Here is a 16,038-nt window from a genome sequence, read left to right as displayed (position 1 = left end):
GATCATAAGCCTCGCACCGCACCTGGCGCAGGGGCCGCTGTACGGACAACTGCATGCATCCGCCCGCTCTCGACCACCCGCTCGTACCTGACGAGCCGGGTCACGACACGGCCTCCTCGAGTGCGGCACCGGTCAAGGAGCGCACCCGTTCGGAATCGACGCCTGGCGCGACCTCCCGCAGGATGAGGCCTTCGTCGGTCACGTCGATCACGGCGAGATCGGTGATGATCCGATCGACCACGCCGGCTCCGGTGAGCGGGAGCGTGCACTGCTCGACGATCTTGGGGCTGCCGTCCTTGGCGACGTGGTCCGTGACGACCACGACCCGCCGGGTACCGGCAACGAGATCCATCGCCCCGCCCATGCCCTTGACCAGCCTGCCGGGAACCATCCAGTTCGCCAGGTCACCGTTGGCAGCGACCTGGAGTGCCCCGAGGATCGCGATGTCGACGTGACCGCCGCGGATCATGGCGAAGCTGGTCGCGGAGTCAAAGAACGAGGCTCCCGGCACCGCGGTGACCGTCTGCTTGCCTGCGTTGACGAGATCACCGTCCTCCTCGCCGTCATAGGGGGACGGGCCCATGCCTAGCAGGCCGTTCTCGCTCTGCAGCATCACGTTGACACCTGGCGGCAGGTGGTCGGCCACCAAGGTCGGGATGCCGATGCCCAGGTTGACGTAGTCGCCGTCGTTGAGCTCCAGGGCAGCGATCGCCGCCATCTCCTCGCGGTTCCAGGCCATGTCAGGCTCCCGCTCCGACGGCAACCGGCCGAGGCCGGACGACGCGCTGCTCGATGTCCTTGGGCCGGTCGCTCGCGACCACCATTGTGTCGACGAAGATGCCCGGCGTCATCACGTCGTCCGGGTCGAGGAAGCCGTCGAGCACCTGCTCCGCCTCCGCGATGCAGACCCGACCGCTCATCGCGACCAGCGGGTTGAAGTTGCGGGCGGTCGCCCGGTAGCGCAGGTTCCCCTGCGCGTCGGCGACGGCGGCGTGGACGAGCGCGAGGTCAGCGACGATGCCGCGCTCGAGGACGTAGGTCGCGCCGTCGAACACCTGGTGCGACTTGCCCTCCGCGACCTCAGTGCCGACCCCGGTGCGGGTGTAGAAGCCCGCGATGCCCGAACCACCGGCACGCAACCGTTCGGCGAGCGTGCCCTGCGGACAGAACTCCACCTCGAGCGCCCGGTCGAGGTACTGCTGGGCGAACAGCTTGTTCTCACCGACGTACGACGCCACGACCTTGGACACCTGGTTGTTCTCCAGCAGAAGCCCGAGGCCCTTGCCGTCGATGCCCATGTTGTTGGAGACAATCGTCAGGTCGCGCACGCCACTGCCGCGCACAGCCTCGATCAGGTCGCGGGGGATGCCGCAGAGACCGAAGCCGCCGACGGCGATCGTCATCCCGTCCCACACCCGTGCCGCCAGCGCGGCCTCCGGGTCCGCCACCAGCTTCCTCACTGCACGCTCTTGTGGGTGTTCGTCTGCTGCGCGACGCTCGTGAGCGCGATGTCGTAGATCATGTCCTCCTGGCCGCCGACCAGCCCCCGGCGGCCGCACTCCATAAGCAGGGTGCGCACGTCGACGCCGTACCGCTCGGCGGCGATCTCGGCGTGGCGGAGGAAGGATGAGTAGACGCCCGCGTACCCGAGGGTGAGGGTCTCGCGGTCGACGCGGACGGGGCGGTCCTGCAGGGGGCGGACGATGTCGTCGGCCGCGTCCCGAAGCTTGAATAGATCGCATCCGTGCTTGAACCCGGCCAGGTCGGCGACGCCGATGAATGCCTCGATGGGGCAGTTGCCGGCACCTGCGCCGTGACCGGCGAGTGACGCGTCGACGCGGTAGACGCCGTTCTCGACCCCGACCACGGAGTTGGCCACGCTGAGCGAGAGGTTCTCGTGCGCGTGGATTCCGATCTCGGTGACCGGGTCGAGCACGTCACGGTAGGCCCGGACCCGGGCGGCGACGTCGTTCATGGTCAGTCGGCCGCCGGAGTCGGTGACGTAGACGCAGTGGGCGCCGTAGGACTCCATCAGCTTGGCCTGGTTCGCCAGCTCATCGGCCGGGGCCATGTGGGAGAGCATCAGGAATCCCGAAACGTCCATGCCGAGGTCGCGGGCCGCGGCGATGTGCTGGGCGGAGATGTCGGCCTCGGTGCAGTGGGTGGCCACGCGGATGGAGCGGACGCCCGAGTCGTAGGCGTGCTTGAGGTCGTGGATGGTCCCGACACCGGGGATGAGCAAGGTGGTGAGTCGAGCATGCTTCAGCACATCAGCGGCGGCCTCGATCCACTCCCAGTCGGTGTTGCTGCCAGGCCCGTAGTTGACCGACGAGCCGGCGAGGCCGTCGCCGTGGGCGACCTCGATGGCATCGACGCCGGCGTCGTCGAGGGCGACGACGATGCGCTGGACGTCCTCGGGGGTGATCCGATGGCGGACGGCGTGCATGCCGTCGCGGAGGGTGACGTCCTGGACGAAGATGGGGGTGCTCATTGGGCGGCCTCCTTGGCGGCGGCGATGCGTTCGGCGACCTGCAGTGCTGCCGAGGTCATGATGTCGAGGTTGCCGGCGTAGGCCGGGAGGTAGTGGGCGGCGCCCTCGACCTCGAGGAACACCGACACCTGGTGGGTCGGTTGCTGGGAGCTCTCGACGAGGAGGGTTCCGACGGGCTGGTCGGCCGGGATCTCGGTGATCTGGATCTGCTGCTTGAGGCGGTAGCCGGGGACGTACGCGGCCACGTCGGCGACCATCTTGTCGACGCTCTGCCGGATCTCCTCGTGGATGGCCGGGTCGGGCGCGGTGACGAGAGCGAAGACGGTGTCGCGCATGATCAGCGGCGGTTCGGCGGGGTTGAGGACGATGATCGCCTTGCCCCGCTCCGCGCCGCCGACCTCCACGATCGCTGCGGAGGTCGTTTCGGTGAACTCGTCGATGTTGGCGCGAGTGCCGGGGCCGGCGGACTTGGAGGCGATGGAGGCGACGATCTCGGCGTAGTTGACCGGGACGACCCGGCTGATGGCGGCGACGATCGGAATGGTGGCCTGGCCACCGCAGGTGACCATGTTGGCGTTGGGGGCGTCGAGGTGCTCCTCCAGGTTGACCGCGGGGACGACGTAAGGTCCGATGGCGGCGGGAGTCAGGTCGATCAGGCGCTTGCCGAGGGGCTGCAGCTTCGAGGCGTTGTACTCGTGTGCCTTGGCCGAGGTGGCGTCGAAGACGATCTCGATCTCGTCGAAGTCGGGCAGGGCCATCAGCCCTTCGACGCCCTCGTGGGTGGACTGGAAGCCGAACCGCTCAGCGCGCGCCAGGCCGTCCGACTCGGGGTCGATGCCGACCATGGCCGCTATCTCGAGATGCCTGCTGGTGCGCATCACTTTGATCATCAGGTCGGTGCCGATGTTGCCGGGGCCGATGATGGCCACCTTCGTCTTGGTCATGATGCTGCTCCTTCTTCGAATGTCACGGTGACGGCGCCGAGGCCGGTCAGGGTGGCCTTGACGACGTTCCCGCCAACGACCGGTCGCATGGGCCCGAGCGCGCCGGAGAGGACCACGTCCCCTGCGCGAAGCGGTTGGCCGAGCTCCACAGCGGTCCGGGCAAGCCACACCACCGCCTCCACCGGGTCGCCGAGGCAGGCGGCGCCGTTCCCGGTCGAGACCTCCCGGCCGTCGATGATCATCGACATCTCCACCTCCACGGGATTCACCTCTGCCAGGGTCACTCTCCGAGGGCCGAGGACGAACACTCCGGCCGAGGCGTTGTCGGCGACGGTGTCGCCGAAGCTGATGTCCCAGTTCTCGATGCGGCTGCCACAGACCTCGAGCGCCGCGACGACATACCCGGTCGCCTGGCGCACCCTTGCCGCGTCCAGTGGGCCGGCAGCGAGATCCTCGCCCAGCATGAAGGCGATCTCCGCTTCGACTCGCGGTTGCATGACGACCTCCAACGGGATCGTGTCGCCGCCGCTGAAGACCATGTCGTCGAAGAGCACGCCGAAGTCGGGTCGGTTCACCCCGAGCTGGCGCTGCACCGCAGGTGAGGTCAACCCGATCTTGCGGCCGACGACCCGCGCTCCGGACTCGGTTCTCCGCGCCGTCAGGACCTGCTGCACGGCATAAGCCTTGGCGACGTCGTCGCGCCCGATGAGGTCGCGTACCGGCGAGCACGGCACTCCGGAATCCGCGGCCCGCGAAAGCCGGTCGGCTGCCGCAGCGACATCGGTGTCGCTGGAAGAGAAGGTCTGCGTCATGGAGTCAACTGTGCTGCCGCGCTTGCCCCGGACACCAGCAATTCGTCTCGCTGAGCGATACGATGAAGAAGTGGAGGAGAATGCCGGTCTCGACAGCGTGCTGGGCAAGGCGGTGGCGATCCTCCGTGCGTTTCGAGTCGACGACCAGTCCGTTTCTTTGGCCGAGTTGGTCCGGCGGACCGGCCTCCACAAGGCCACCGTGCACCGCCTCGCCGGCGATCTGGTCACCAACCGGCTGCTCGACCGCGTCGTGGGCGGCTATCGGCTCTCCGGGGGTCTCTTCGAGCTGGGGATGCGGGCTTCGGTCGAGCGCAACCTCCTCGAGGTTGCGATGCCCTTCCTGCAGGACCTCTACGAGCGAACCCACGAGACCGTGCACCTCGGCGTACGAGAGGGACAGGAGGTCGTCTACATCGCCAAGATCGGCGGCCACCGGCAGGCTCGCGCGCCCTCTCGGGCGGGTGGCCGGATGCCGCTCCACTGCACGGCGATCGGCAAGGCCCTGCTCGCGCACAGCGACTCCACGCTGCGCAAAGAGGTTCTCTCGGCCCACCTGGCGCGCCGCACCCCTCACACGATCGTCGCACCGGGCGTGCTGCGTCGCCAGCTGACGAAGATCGCCGAGACCGGAGTCGCGTTCGAGCACGAGGAGTCCGCCCCCGGCATCAACTGCGTCGCCGCGCCGGTCTTCGGAGCCGGCGAGGAGCTACTGGCCGCCATCAGCATCACCGGGCCGACGAGCCGGTTCCGCCCGGAAGCCCACGTGGCGCCTCTCCGCGCGGCCGCCGCCGCCCTCACCACGACCCTTACGCGTGCCGACCGGCAACGCGCCGGCCGCTGACCTGGCCGTAGACCCTCAGATCGGTCTCAACCCCCGCGATCTTCCAGCCATCACCCACGCGCGCCATGGTGACCTCGACCCGGCTCCCCGACACCGACGATCGGGCGCCGTCGGCGGTCGTCGTCTGGGTCAGGAACGGGAGGACGACGACTTCGTCCCGGCCGCCTGAGACGACTCCGACGGCGCTGACCGAGGCGGACGTGCTGATCCCGCGCTCCCCGGCCGTCGGCGTGACGACATCCGAAAGGATCTTCTCGTAGTCGTCGCGGAAGGCGCCCGTGGTCTGCTCGAGGGCCCGGGCGAGGTCGTCCTCGAGCATGGCGTTCTCGTAGCTGAGCAGGTCGGGCACGCGTGTCTTCGCGGCCGACAAGGCGCGCCGAAGACCGCGGCCTTCAGCTCCGACGCCAGGAAGTCGGGCAGACCCACTAGGAGGGTCAGGTCCGAGAAGTAGAGCCCGGGCGTCGCCCCCTGGAGCACCACGGACACGAAGTACCCACCGAGCAGGCCGACCACCGTCACGATGCCGTTGAGTGCGACGCCCACCAGGAGGCAACGACCCGGGGCACGACCAGTCGCTCGATCGGGTCGATGCCCAGAGTGACCATCGCGTCGATCTCCTCGCGGATCTTGCGGGAGCCGAGATCGGCGCTCATCGCGGTCGCCCCGGCACCCGCGACGACCAGAACGCTGACGATCGGGCCGATCTCGCGGACCACGGCGACGGCCGCACTCGCACCGGCCAGGTCGACGGCACCGATCTGAATGAGGACCTGGTTGATCTGGAAGACGATCACCACACAGAACGGGATCGCGACCAGCAGCGCGGGGCCGAAGGCCACCGTCGTGATGAACCAGGCCTGGGAGACGAACTCACGGAACTGGAACCGTCGGGTGAACATCTGCACGAAGACCTTGCCGACGAAGCGGTAGAAATCACCGAACGTCGACAGCGTCTTGAACGACATCGACGACCGCACCGCGTCACGCGCAAGCTGCCGGGGCTCATGCCGTCGGGGCCGCGCCGTGGCACCACCGGACCAGCCGGAGCGACACGCACCTCCGACACCACGGTCCGGTCGGGCGAGCTCATGAGAGCTCGGCCAACCTCTCGGTGGTCCTGCTGTCCAGTGGTGCCTCCACCGTGACGCCCGCACGAACGAGCTCGGCGATCTCCGAGTCGCTGAATCCGAGCTCGGCGAGAACCTCGGCGTTGTTCTCGCCCTGGCGAGGCACGAACTGGTCCTCCACCGGCCCGACAGTGTCCGCGAAGTGCCAGGGCCGCCCCGGGATCCGGTACTTCTGGCCAGAGCCTGCACTCACCGTGCGGACAGCGCTCCATGCGCTGGACCAATCGCTGTCCGCGAACTCGCGCACGGTGCGGACCTGGCCGGTCGCGATCTTCGCCTCATCCATCTGAGCGTCGAGCGATTCCATGTCGGCGAAGGTCAGGATCCAGTCCTGGACGATGCGGCGGAGGTCGTCGAGGTGCTGCAGCCGAAGCTCCGGGGTCAGGAAGCGGGGGTCATCGGCCAGGTCGGCGCGCCGCATGGCTGCGAGGTACATCGGGAACGACATGCTGCCCACGAAGCTCATGGGGCTGGCGAAACGCTCCCCCCCGGGACCGACGAGGAACGGGCCGTCGGTCGCGCCGAGGATGGGACGTTCCTCTCCCAGATCGTCATCGGCTAGCTCCACGTGAACCCGCTCGTTGATCGACAGCATCACCGCGGCCATGGCGACGTCGATGTACTCGCCACGCCCTGTGCGCTCTCGCTGGGTCAGGCATGCCAAGACGGCGATCGCGGCGTGCAGGCCCGAATAGACGTCGGCGTGCGACAGCGAGTCACTGCGGAGGTCGTCATGACCGAAGTGCGCCGCGGTCGTCGCCGTCAGCCCGGTCTCGGCCTGCACGGTGGGGGCGTACGCCATCCGGGACCGCGATGGTCCGTGCTGGCCGTAGCCGCTGATCGAGACGTAGACGACACCTGGATTCCGCGCGGACACGGACTCGTAGTCGAGCCCGAAGGCGGCGAGCGCGCCAGGACGGAAGTTCTCGACGATGACGTCGGCCTGGTCGCACAGTCGGAGAGCGACCTCTCGCGCAGCCGGGACGGTCAGGTCGATGCTGATGTTGCGCTTGCCGGCGTTCTGCTGGGCGTAGTAGCCCGAGACACCGCCGTCGTTGGGGTAGGCGCGTCGGGAGAGGTCTCCGCCAGGCGGCTCCAGCTTGACGACATCGGCACCGAGGTCGAGAAGGGTCTTCGCGCAATGGGGTCCGGCCAGCACCCGCGAGAAGTCGACGACCTTGACACCCGCTAGAGGCAGGCTTGAGGACATGGCTCAGGCTCCTTCGAACTGCGCCATGCCGACGCCGTTCTCTCGGTAGGAACGGACGCCGGTGCGGAAGTCGGCGGATCCGAGCACCGCCCGTTGGACCTCGAGCATGGCCTCGTCGGCAGCCTTGACGCCCTGATTGACGGCGATCGCCACGAGGCGCTTGCTCGCCGCGTTGGCCACGGTCGGTCCGTGGGCCAGCTCCTGGGCGATCACCATCGTGGCGTCGTCCAGGCTCTCGTCCTGGACGGTCCAGTTGATCACGTTCCAGCGCTCGAGCGTGCTGGCTGGGTAGCGCCTGCCCAGCAGGACCATCTCCCGAGCGCGCGCTGCGCCGGCTCGTTGGGTCAGGCGCTGAACCGCACCCATCAGCGGCTGCAGTCCGACGGTGACCTCCACCGATCCGATCTTGGCCGACTCGGAGGCGATGATGAGGTCGCAGGCCAGAGCCAGCTCGAAGCCACCACCGACGCAGACGCCGTTGACACTGGCGATGATGGGCGCAGGGAACGCGGAGAACGCCTCCAGCGTCTCGACGAATCCCCAGTCGAGAACCTCGGACTCGTCGGCTTCGCGGATCATGTTGTCGAGGTTCGCGCCGGCTGAGAAGTGGCGCAGCGAGCTGCGCAGCACGACCGCTCGGGCGCTCTGGTCGCGTGCCCACTCCAGCGCCGCGATGAGCTCCTCGTTCATCTCCTTGTCCATCAGGTTGTAGGGGGCCAGTCCCAGCGACAGGACGGCGACTGCCCCGTCCATGGAGCCGACGATGGCACGGCTCTCGAAGGGCGCAGACACCTGCGCATCGGTGTGTGTCGTTGTCATTGGTCGGTGGTCCTCTCGACGTTGTGCTGGTTTTCGGTGCGCGGTGGGGACCACGCGCACGAGCTTCTTGGCAGGTCCCGCGTCACAGCGCAGGGACACTGAGGCCGAGCGCCTGGGCGGTCTCTTCGTGCGTGGCTATCGGCCGATCCAGTGCCCTCGCCAGGTCCACGGCGCGTTGGACCAGGGGCAGATTTCCTTGACTGAGCTCTCCCTTGCGCAGGAAGAGGGTGTCCTCCAGCCCAGCGCGGGCATTGCCGCCCAGCGCGATTCCCATCGCGGTCAGCTCCAGGTTGGCCCGGCCGATGGCGATGACCTGCCAGACGCAGTCCTCGGGGAGCCGCTCGACCATGGTGATCAGGTTGGCGGGAGTGGCGGCCATGCCGCCCCGCACGCCGAGCACGATGGAGAACTGCATGGGTTCGCTCGTCAGCACGCCGGCATCTCGCAGCCGAAGAGCGGCTTCGAGGTGACCGGTGTCGTAGATCTCGAGCTCGGGCTTGACGCCCAGCTCATTCATACGGCGAGCCATCCGCTCGACATCAGCCGGCGGATTGCGGAACTCTGCAGCTCCGAAGCTCATGCTGCACGGGTTCAGCGTCGCCATCTGAGGCCGCAGCTCGACGAGGCGCTCGCGCTCCTCGAACGACACGTCGAGACCGACACCGGTGGACAGCTGGATGAGGATCGGACAGCGCTCCGCGATCTTCTCCATCGTCTCGCGCGCGATGGCCAAGTCAGCGGTCGGCCGATCCTGAGCATCCCTGAGGTGCACGTGCGCCACTGAAGCGCCGGCCAGGAACGCCGCATGAACCTCCTCGGCGATCTCATCGGGTTGGGTGGGCAGCGACGGGTTGTCCCTCTTCGATGCGATCGGCCCTGTCGTGGCCACCGTGATGCTGACACTCAACTTGAATGCTCCTTAGGGCGCCGTGTGATCGGCAGGTCGGTACGGGTCCAGGCGCGCGGTCGGTGACGCGCGGCGTTGCGCTCGAGCCGACGGACACGCGGCACGTCGACAATTCGAGCCGCGCGTGTCGTCAGCTGGTCAGGAACTGGTCGACGACGGCCACGAACTCGCCGGAACGCTCGATCTGGGTCCAGTGACCGCATCGGCTGAAGACGTGGAGGTCAGCGTTCGGGAGCGTGTTCAGCATGCTGAGGCCGGACTCGAGGGGGATCACCCGATCCTCACGGCCGTGGACGATCAGGGTTGGCGTGGCGAGCTCCGCCAGCTCGTCGAGGTTGAAGGCGAGATCGGCACGCGACTGCTCGGGGTCGGAGAACATCGTTCGATAGGTCTCGTGGACACCGGGAGCGACGCTGGCATCGTGCCGGATCTGCACGAGCTCCGGCGTGATGATGGTGGGATCGACGGCGAAGTAGCTGACGAGCAGCTCTCTCATCGCCTCGACCGAAGGCTCATACGTCCGGAGAGCGATCAGACCCTCGCTCGGCGTCATGCCCGGACCAGGCGACCCCATCAGCACCATCTTCGACACTCGCTCGGGCTGCTGGATGGCCATCGCCACGGCAATGCGTCCGCCCAGGGAGTTGCCCACGATCGAAGCACGCTCGATCCCCAGGGCGTCGAGGAAGCCCCATACGTGATCGACCCACGTCTGCAGTGAGTAGCGAGTGTCCGCCGGCCGGTCGGTGTGCCCGAAGCCGACGATGTCCGGAGCCAGCACACGATGCCCCTCGGCGAGTGCCGGGATCACGCGCTGCCAGTTCGCCCAGGCCGAGACGCCAGGGCCGGAACCGTGCAGGAGGAGGACGGGATCGCCGGAACCCACGTCGTGGTAGTGGGTGGCGATCCCATTGGCTTCAATGGTGCGTCCTGCGTTCTCCGTTGTCACAGTCATCCGCTGCGCCTTCCCTCGAGGTGTTGATGCGTAGTGCAAGCACCTCGGAGTTAACTCCGTCACACCCCGGCACAGCATCCGGGAAAACTACGGATTGCCCTCGCTGCGATCGACCTCGGTCGGTACTGACCCGCACGATCTGAGCGCCCAGGTCGACACGTCGGTCGGACGAATGATTGAGACTGCTGCCCCGCATTCCCCGCGCGGTCGAGAAGCTGACGCCTCCCAGGACCCGCAGCAGAGAGACGGGGTCTGCCGTACCTCTGTACCGCCATCCAGTTTCGACCGATACCTGCAGTCAGCGGCGCCGACGGCTTCGCTTGCGAATACCGCTATTCGAGCAGGAATGCATTGCGAGCGACGACCGCGAGCTCGGCTCGGGTGCGGATCAAGAGCTTGCGCTGGATGCTGGCCCGGTGACTTTCGACGGTGCGCGGCGAGACCGTCAACTTCTCGGCGATCTCGGCGTTGGTCAGCCCGGAGGCGATGAGCACCATCACTTCGAGCTCTCGTGACGACAGCAGATCGATGTCGACCTCGAGGCGCTTCTCGGGCTCGGCGGACCGGAAGGAGATGAATCCGTCCTCGGTCATGACGGCTTGGAGGACGGACACGAGCTCCTCGTCCAGACACTCCTTGGTGATGTATCCCCGCGCGCCTTCCGCCTTCGCCTTCTCGATGTAGCCCCTGGCGCTGTACATGCTGAGCATGACGACGCGAAGGTCGGGCGCGATGGCGAGAACCTGCTTGAGCAGGTCCAGTCCGCTGCAGTCGGTCAATCGTATGTCGAGGACGACGAGGTCGGGCGTGAAGTCGCGCACCGCCTGGAGCAGGAGCTCGCCGGTAGGCGCTGATGCCACCAGCTCGAAATCATCCGTGGCCTCCAGGAGGCGAGCGATCCCGGAGCGGATGATGCCATGGTCGTCACACACCACAACGCTGATCATCGTGAGATCGGCACCTCCGCCACGATCGTCGTGCCGTGTCCCGGACGGGACTCCACAGTCAGCCGCCCACCTACGAGCCGGGCGCGATCGCGCATTCCGATCAGTCCGAGCGACCGGCGCTGACCAGCGACGTCGACATCGAATCCCTGGCCGTCGTCCTCGATGACGGCCCTCAGGGCGCCACCTGACGCGATGACCATCACGCTCGCCTCACTGGCGCCGCTGTGGCGACCGACGTTGGTCAGCGCCTCCTGCACGATGCGGAAGATGGCGGTGGCGACGGACGATGGGACGGTCGGTGGCTGACGAGTGGTCGTCAGCTCGATGCGGATCGGGTAGATCTGGCGACAGTCCTCCACATACTGCTCGACGCATCCGAAGAGGCCCAGATCATCGAGCCCCGACGGACGCAAGGACCAAGCAACAGATCGAGCCACCTGGATCCCCTCGCGGACCAGACCCTTGATGTCGGCCGCGACCTCGTGTGCGGTCGGGCTGTCACACTCCTGCAGGGCGCTGAGCCGCTCCGTCACGCTGGCGAAGAGGTGGCCGAACTCGTCATGCAGATCGCGGGCGATTCTCCCGCGTTCGGCCTCTTGCACCGCCACCATCCGCTCCATGGATTCCCTGCGCAGGGACTCGCGTTCGATGACAGCGCCAGCCAGTGCGGCGAGGACCTCCACGGTCGACCTGTGAGTCTCGCCTTCGCCCAGCGGGAACGCGGCCACGACAGAGGTTGCGTGGTGCCCGTCCTCGCCAACTCGCCTTGCGAGACGCTCGGTCACCCTCATGTCCCAACCCTCGTCCGACGGCTCGACACCCCTCATTGCTGCTGCCACTGACTTCGGCAGCCTGCCCTCGTCGTCGGGCGCCAGCTCCTGTTGGACGATCTGCACCCGACGCGCGGTCGTCGTGGCGAAGGTCGCGTCCCGGAGCTTGTCGAGCACCTCGTCCGCGTCATCCGAAGCGACGATGGAGTTCACCGCATCCAGCAGGGCATCATGACGCGAAGAACGTGCACCGGCGAACGCGTCGCGCGCCTGGACCGACGTCACGATCGCGCCATCGACGTGTACCCCCAACAGCTGGCACTGTTGGGCCACCGGTGGTAGCCCGCTGAGGGCTCCCCTGCGCGGATGTAATCCAGCGAGGCCTGCGGCCAGTGAGCAGGCCGCCAGCTCGCCGTGCGCGTGGTAGCGAGAGGCGAAACGGGCGGCCACCTCCAAGATCAGGCGTCCCCGCCTCTTGTTCCCTCGGGAGAAGTGCCGCAGAGCCCACTCCCTGAGGACCGCGGGGCGCTCACCGCCGAACACCATCGCGGATCGACGGGCACGGGCCAGGAGCCGACGGGCGATCTTCGATTGCTGGCGGCTCTCCTCGGTCCAGACCTCCGGACCGGCGGCACGAGTCAGACGAAGAACCTGGAGATGTGCGGTCAGCACCGACGCGAGAAAGTGGTTGCGAAGGCCGGGTACGCGGATCAGCTCATCTGCTTGGCGGAAGGCATCCAATGCAGGCGCGTGCTGATTGGTATGGAACAAGCGCCAGCCACGCGCGGCGTGCAACATCGCCAAGGTATGGCGATCGCTGGGATCCGTCAGCTGCAATTCGCGAGCGATGGTCTCGACGTTCACATCGCCGGGCAGGCACTGCACCCAGATCGCCAACGCAGTGCCCGCGCCGATCCGGTCGCCTCTGCGTTTGCCCTCCCAATACGCGTCGCGCGCGAGCACTCCTGCCTCGTGAAGTCGTCCCAGTCGCGCCAGGCAGAGCGCCTTCTGCCACATGGCGGCGACCTGTTCCCACCGATCGCCGAAGATGTCGAACGCGGCGACAGCGGCGTCGAAGGCTTCGATCGCCTCCTCGTACCGGTTGGCGGCGTAGAGGACGAACCCTCTGAAGTGGTGAGACTGGGCAATGCCCCACCCGTCCCCGGCCGACTGTCGCAGCTGCAGCGACCGTTCGACCAGACGCAGCGCCAGCGGTGCCAGCAGGGGCGCCGTCCCAGAGATGACCGCGGCGCTGGAGTACGCCTGCGCCCGTTCACGCATGCCGCCCGAGACATTGGCGAATCGCGCGCTGCGCAGCACTCCCAGGAGGACCCAGATGGGTGACCTGACGAACCACCACTCGTAGACACGACGGGTGTGGATGTGGGCAGCGAGGCGGTCGCGCTCCGTGCCACGCCTCGACTTCCCGCGCCGGAGCCGGCGAGCACACCAGCCAAGGGCGAGTAGGCCCAGCTCGGCAACCGTCAGTAGCGCCGCGTGCGAAGTACTGCGAGGGATTCGCAGCTGCAGGTCGTGCAAGCTGCGTTGCATCCACCGTTCGGCGTCATCGAATCGACCTGTCTTGAAGGCAAGCTCGCCGAGCAGGGTGGCGACCCGCGCAGAATCAAGTCTTGAGCGCACACCCGCCAGCGCGTGCGCGCTGATCAACTCCTTTGCGGCGAGATCATAGTTTCCGCGGAGCATGTGGATGGTGCCAAGGCCTTCGTACACCCGAAATGTCGCGATGTCCTCCGCGGACTCGCGCAGCGCCAACCCTGCCGCCGCAATCTTGAAATTGCGTTCCGCGACGTCGAGCGCGTTGCGCCTCAGACCCGCCTCGCCTGCGCGCAGGGCGAAGGGTAACGCCGACTCGGCTCGACCGGCGCGATCGAAGTGGTAGGCGATGTCGTAATCTGCTGAGTCTTCGCGGTTCTCGAGTGCTTGCGCGGCGCGCCGGTGCAGCTCGCGGCGGGCGTCCTCGGTCATGTTGCGCAACACGGCTTCTCGAATCCGATCGTGGGAGAATTCGTATTCGCGACGATCACCCCTGTCCACGCCGCGCACGATTCCGGCCCCGACTGCTTCCCCGAGGAGCTGCTCGACGTCGGCCAACCCGGTTTCCAATGTCATGCTCAACAGCCGGGAGGAGAACCGGCGTCCCAGTACTGCGCCCTGCCCGAGAGCGTGTTCAGCTGCCGGGGACAAACGCCTCAGCCGCGAAGAGAGAAAGGCGTCGTTTCGCCCACCGTCGATTCCCGCACCCGCGCTGCCGTCACGAGCTAGTTGCTGCGGCGGGAGCTCCGCCAACCGGATGCCATCGAATACCCAGCGGTCTCGCTTGCGCGTCAGGGCCGATGAATCGATGAGCGCCTGGAAAACCAGGAGCGTTTCAAGGGGATTGCCTTGGGAATATTTTGTGACGTAGGGAATTACCCCGGAGGGAACGTAGTCGCTGAGTGAGCGGATCAGTTCCTCTGTGCAGGCGTCCGACAAAGGTTCGAGCTCAACGAACCCGATGTCGTCTACGCCCCACGCCAACACCTGCGCAACAGCTTCCGGGCGGCACGAAACAATAAGCGAGACATTCGATCCGATTCCGGATCGCTTGGTTTCCCTCGATATCGCTGCCGCCAGTTGGGCGAGCACTTGCCAGCTGAGATCGTCCGCCCACTGACAATCGTCGAGCACGATCAACCCGGGGTGTTCCTCGGTGAAGACGGAGGTGAGAAGTTGCGCGATCGCAGTGGGTCCCGCGGCCACTGAGCTGTCAGCAAAGATCGCATCAGGGCGTGGCTGATCCCCCAGCGCTTCGGCCAGCTCAGGTGCCTGCTCCACTGCTGCTGGAACCAGCGCACCCATCTCGTTGCGAACTCGTTCCGCCGCAAGCGGATGGGCGGTCAGGTAGTCAACGATGGTGCGCAATGGTGCGGCGAACAGTCCGAGCGGACGAGCGGGTGCATGGTCGAACGCACCGGCACGCAGTACGGTCCTTCCGGCCTCGTCAGCGTGCGCCACCACGGCGTCGAGCAGGCGGCTCTTGCCCATTCCGGAATCGCCACTCAAGCACGTGACCGATCCGGTCGAGTGGCTTGCGCCGTCGGCGCAGGTGACGAGCGCGCTCAGTTCGCGTTGCCTGCCCACCAGCGGCGGCTCCCCGTGGACGAGTGACGTGAACGGATCGGCGGTAGCGCTCTGCGCGCTGCCGGTGGCGACGACTGCCTCCAGGGCAGCCAGTACGTCCTCGGCGGATTCATAGCGTAGGTCCGCATCGCGGTCCAGCAGCTTCTGGAAGATGGGGCGCAGCGCTGCTGGGACACCGACGATGTCGATCAGGTGTGAGAGGTCCGTCGCGCTGTCGTCGCGCGGGTTCACCCTGCGCAGGGCACTGGCTGTGCGATTGATCTCGGCCAGCGACTCGAGAAGCGCCCATCCCGCCGCGTAGATGTCGGCGGCGAAACCTGCCGCTGGGTAAGCGAGTCCATGTCGCTCGGGTAGAAGATGCGGGGCCTCCGACCCCTCCAGCGGATGGGTCAGCGCTGCGAGCTGAGTCCTCGTCACGCTGGCGTCAAGCAGGATCAGCTCGTCCTTGCCCTCGGCGAGCAGGATGTTTGCGGATTTGACTCCACCGTGTGCTATCCCCATCCGGTGCAGGCGCGCCAACGCGAAGAACAGGTCGCACATCAGCTGCAAGTACGCATCGCTCGACTGACGCGACTGCTGGGCGGACCACTCGCGAAGGTCAAGCCCGGCGATGTACGGCCGAACGAGGTCTATGTAGTCATGACCCCGCTGGGCGATATTCGTAGGGACGACATGTGGCAGCCGCGCCCTTCGAGTGGCCTCGAGCTCGCTCTCCAGCCACTGCTGGCTCCACGGCCACGTCATCGACAGGTCCAGCCGTCTGAGGACGAACTGCTCACGCGAGTTCCCCAGACGCGCGAGAGTCGTCGTGATGCCCGGGGTCTGGCGAAGCGGCCTCACGGTGTTCCAGTCCATGCCGATCCCACCTAGGTCAGCAACTCTGCTGCCGTTTACCAGTGTCTCACCCGGGGCCAGGCAGGTCGATGACCGCGTCGTTCTGCGCCAGCGAACGGCACGGGCCTGGCGACTGCCGTCGCCTGTCTCTCAGCCCGCCGAGCCCTCTCACGACTCGGCTGATCAGCCCGGGAAGTCGCGGCCCTGGCACTCGGACTGGAGGAGAAGGCGACGGCCCGC

Annotated in this window: 13 protein-coding genes and 1 pseudogene; 1 reads left to right on the top strand and 13 read right to left on the bottom strand. The window is 67.1% G+C overall.

Annotated elements, in window-relative coordinates; all coding sequences use genetic code 11:
• Positions 1-100 precede the first annotated feature (100 nt).
• The 5 genes from DDE18_RS07765 to DDE18_RS07745 are packed head-to-tail and all read right to left on the bottom strand — an operon-like array spanning position 101 to position 4,355.
• Positions 101-739, bottom strand: coding sequence for a CoA transferase subunit B (locus DDE18_RS07765; protein WP_116571675.1), 639 nt, complete (start codon positions 737-739; stop codon positions 101-103).
• A 1-nt stretch (position 740) separates the two neighbouring features.
• Positions 741-1,460 (bottom strand): CoA transferase subunit A, encoded by a 720-nt coding sequence (locus DDE18_RS07760; RefSeq protein ID WP_116571674.1) that lies wholly within the window; start codon positions 1,458-1,460, stop codon positions 741-743.
• Positions 1,457-2,491 (bottom strand): 4-hydroxy-2-oxovalerate aldolase, encoded by a 1,035-nt coding sequence (gene dmpG / locus DDE18_RS07755; protein WP_116571673.1) that lies wholly within the window; start codon positions 2,489-2,491, stop codon positions 1,457-1,459. The genes DDE18_RS07760 and dmpG overlap by 4 nt, the downstream gene beginning before the upstream one ends.
• Complete coding sequence (locus tag DDE18_RS07750) at positions 2,488-3,435, bottom strand: acetaldehyde dehydrogenase (acetylating) (protein WP_116571672.1); 948 nt, start codon at positions 3,433-3,435, stop codon at positions 2,488-2,490. The genes dmpG and DDE18_RS07750 overlap by 4 nt, the downstream gene beginning before the upstream one ends.
• Positions 3,432-4,355, bottom strand: a complete 924-nt coding sequence (locus tag DDE18_RS07745) for a 2-keto-4-pentenoate hydratase (RefSeq protein ID WP_281258357.1) — start codon at positions 4,353-4,355, stop codon at positions 3,432-3,434. Before DDE18_RS07745 ends, DDE18_RS07750 begins: the two co-directional genes overlap by 4 nt.
• Between DDE18_RS07745 and DDE18_RS07740 the strand changes: the two genes are divergently transcribed.
• Positions 4,318-5,088 (top strand): IclR family transcriptional regulator, encoded by a 771-nt coding sequence (locus DDE18_RS07740; RefSeq protein ID WP_245916509.1) that lies wholly within the window; start codon positions 4,318-4,320, stop codon positions 5,086-5,088. The genes DDE18_RS07745 and DDE18_RS07740 overlap by 38 nt on opposite strands.
• Here the strand turns inward: DDE18_RS07740 and DDE18_RS23605 are convergent.
• The 8 genes and pseudogenes from DDE18_RS23605 to DDE18_RS07705 all read right to left on the bottom strand — a co-directional run bounded on the left by DDE18_RS23605 (position 5,054) and on the right by DDE18_RS07705 (position 15,819).
• Positions 5,054-5,437 (bottom strand): hypothetical protein, encoded by a 384-nt coding sequence (locus DDE18_RS23605; protein WP_245916563.1) that lies wholly within the window; start codon positions 5,435-5,437, stop codon positions 5,054-5,056. The genes DDE18_RS07740 and DDE18_RS23605 overlap by 35 nt on opposite strands.
• An 83-nt stretch (positions 5,438-5,520) precedes the next feature.
• Positions 5,521-5,987, bottom strand: a pseudogene (locus DDE18_RS23600) (MlaE family ABC transporter permease); the annotation flags it as partial.
• 187 nt (positions 5,988-6,174) lie between these two features.
• Positions 6,175-7,425 carry a CaiB/BaiF CoA transferase family protein gene (locus tag DDE18_RS07730; protein ID WP_116571669.1) on the bottom strand — a complete coding sequence of 417 codons (1,251 nt, stop codon included), beginning with the start codon at positions 7,423-7,425 and terminating at the stop codon, positions 6,175-6,177.
• Between the two features lie 3 nt (positions 7,426-7,428).
• Entirely contained in the window at positions 7,429-8,244 is an 816-nt protein-coding gene (locus DDE18_RS07725; protein WP_170313271.1) for an enoyl-CoA hydratase/isomerase family protein, read from the bottom strand.
• Between the two features lie 82 nt (positions 8,245-8,326).
• On the bottom strand, positions 8,327-9,151 hold the full coding sequence (locus DDE18_RS07720; protein WP_116571668.1) for a beta-keto acid cleavage family enzyme: 825 nt from the start codon (positions 9,149-9,151) through the stop codon (positions 8,327-8,329).
• 130 nt (positions 9,152-9,281) lie between these two features.
• Positions 9,282-10,106 (bottom strand): alpha/beta fold hydrolase, encoded by an 825-nt coding sequence (locus tag DDE18_RS07715; RefSeq protein ID WP_116571667.1) that lies wholly within the window; start codon positions 10,104-10,106, stop codon positions 9,282-9,284.
• A gap of 332 nt (positions 10,107-10,438) precedes the next feature.
• Complete coding sequence (locus DDE18_RS07710) at positions 10,439-11,053, bottom strand: response regulator transcription factor (RefSeq protein ID WP_116571666.1); 615 nt, start codon at positions 11,051-11,053, stop codon at positions 10,439-10,441.
• Positions 11,050-15,819 (bottom strand): AAA family ATPase, encoded by a 4,770-nt coding sequence (locus DDE18_RS07705; protein ID WP_116571665.1) that lies wholly within the window; start codon positions 15,817-15,819, stop codon positions 11,050-11,052. The genes DDE18_RS07710 and DDE18_RS07705 overlap by 4 nt, the downstream gene beginning before the upstream one ends.
• Between the last annotated feature and the right edge of the window lie 219 nt (positions 15,820-16,038).

The organism is Nocardioides gansuensis, assembly GCF_003076135.1.
Lineage (GTDB): Bacteria > Actinomycetota > Actinomycetes > Propionibacteriales > Nocardioidaceae > Nocardioides > Nocardioides gansuensis.
Note: the sequence above shows the minus strand (reverse complement) of the source record. Positions and strands in the feature narration are given on the sequence as shown.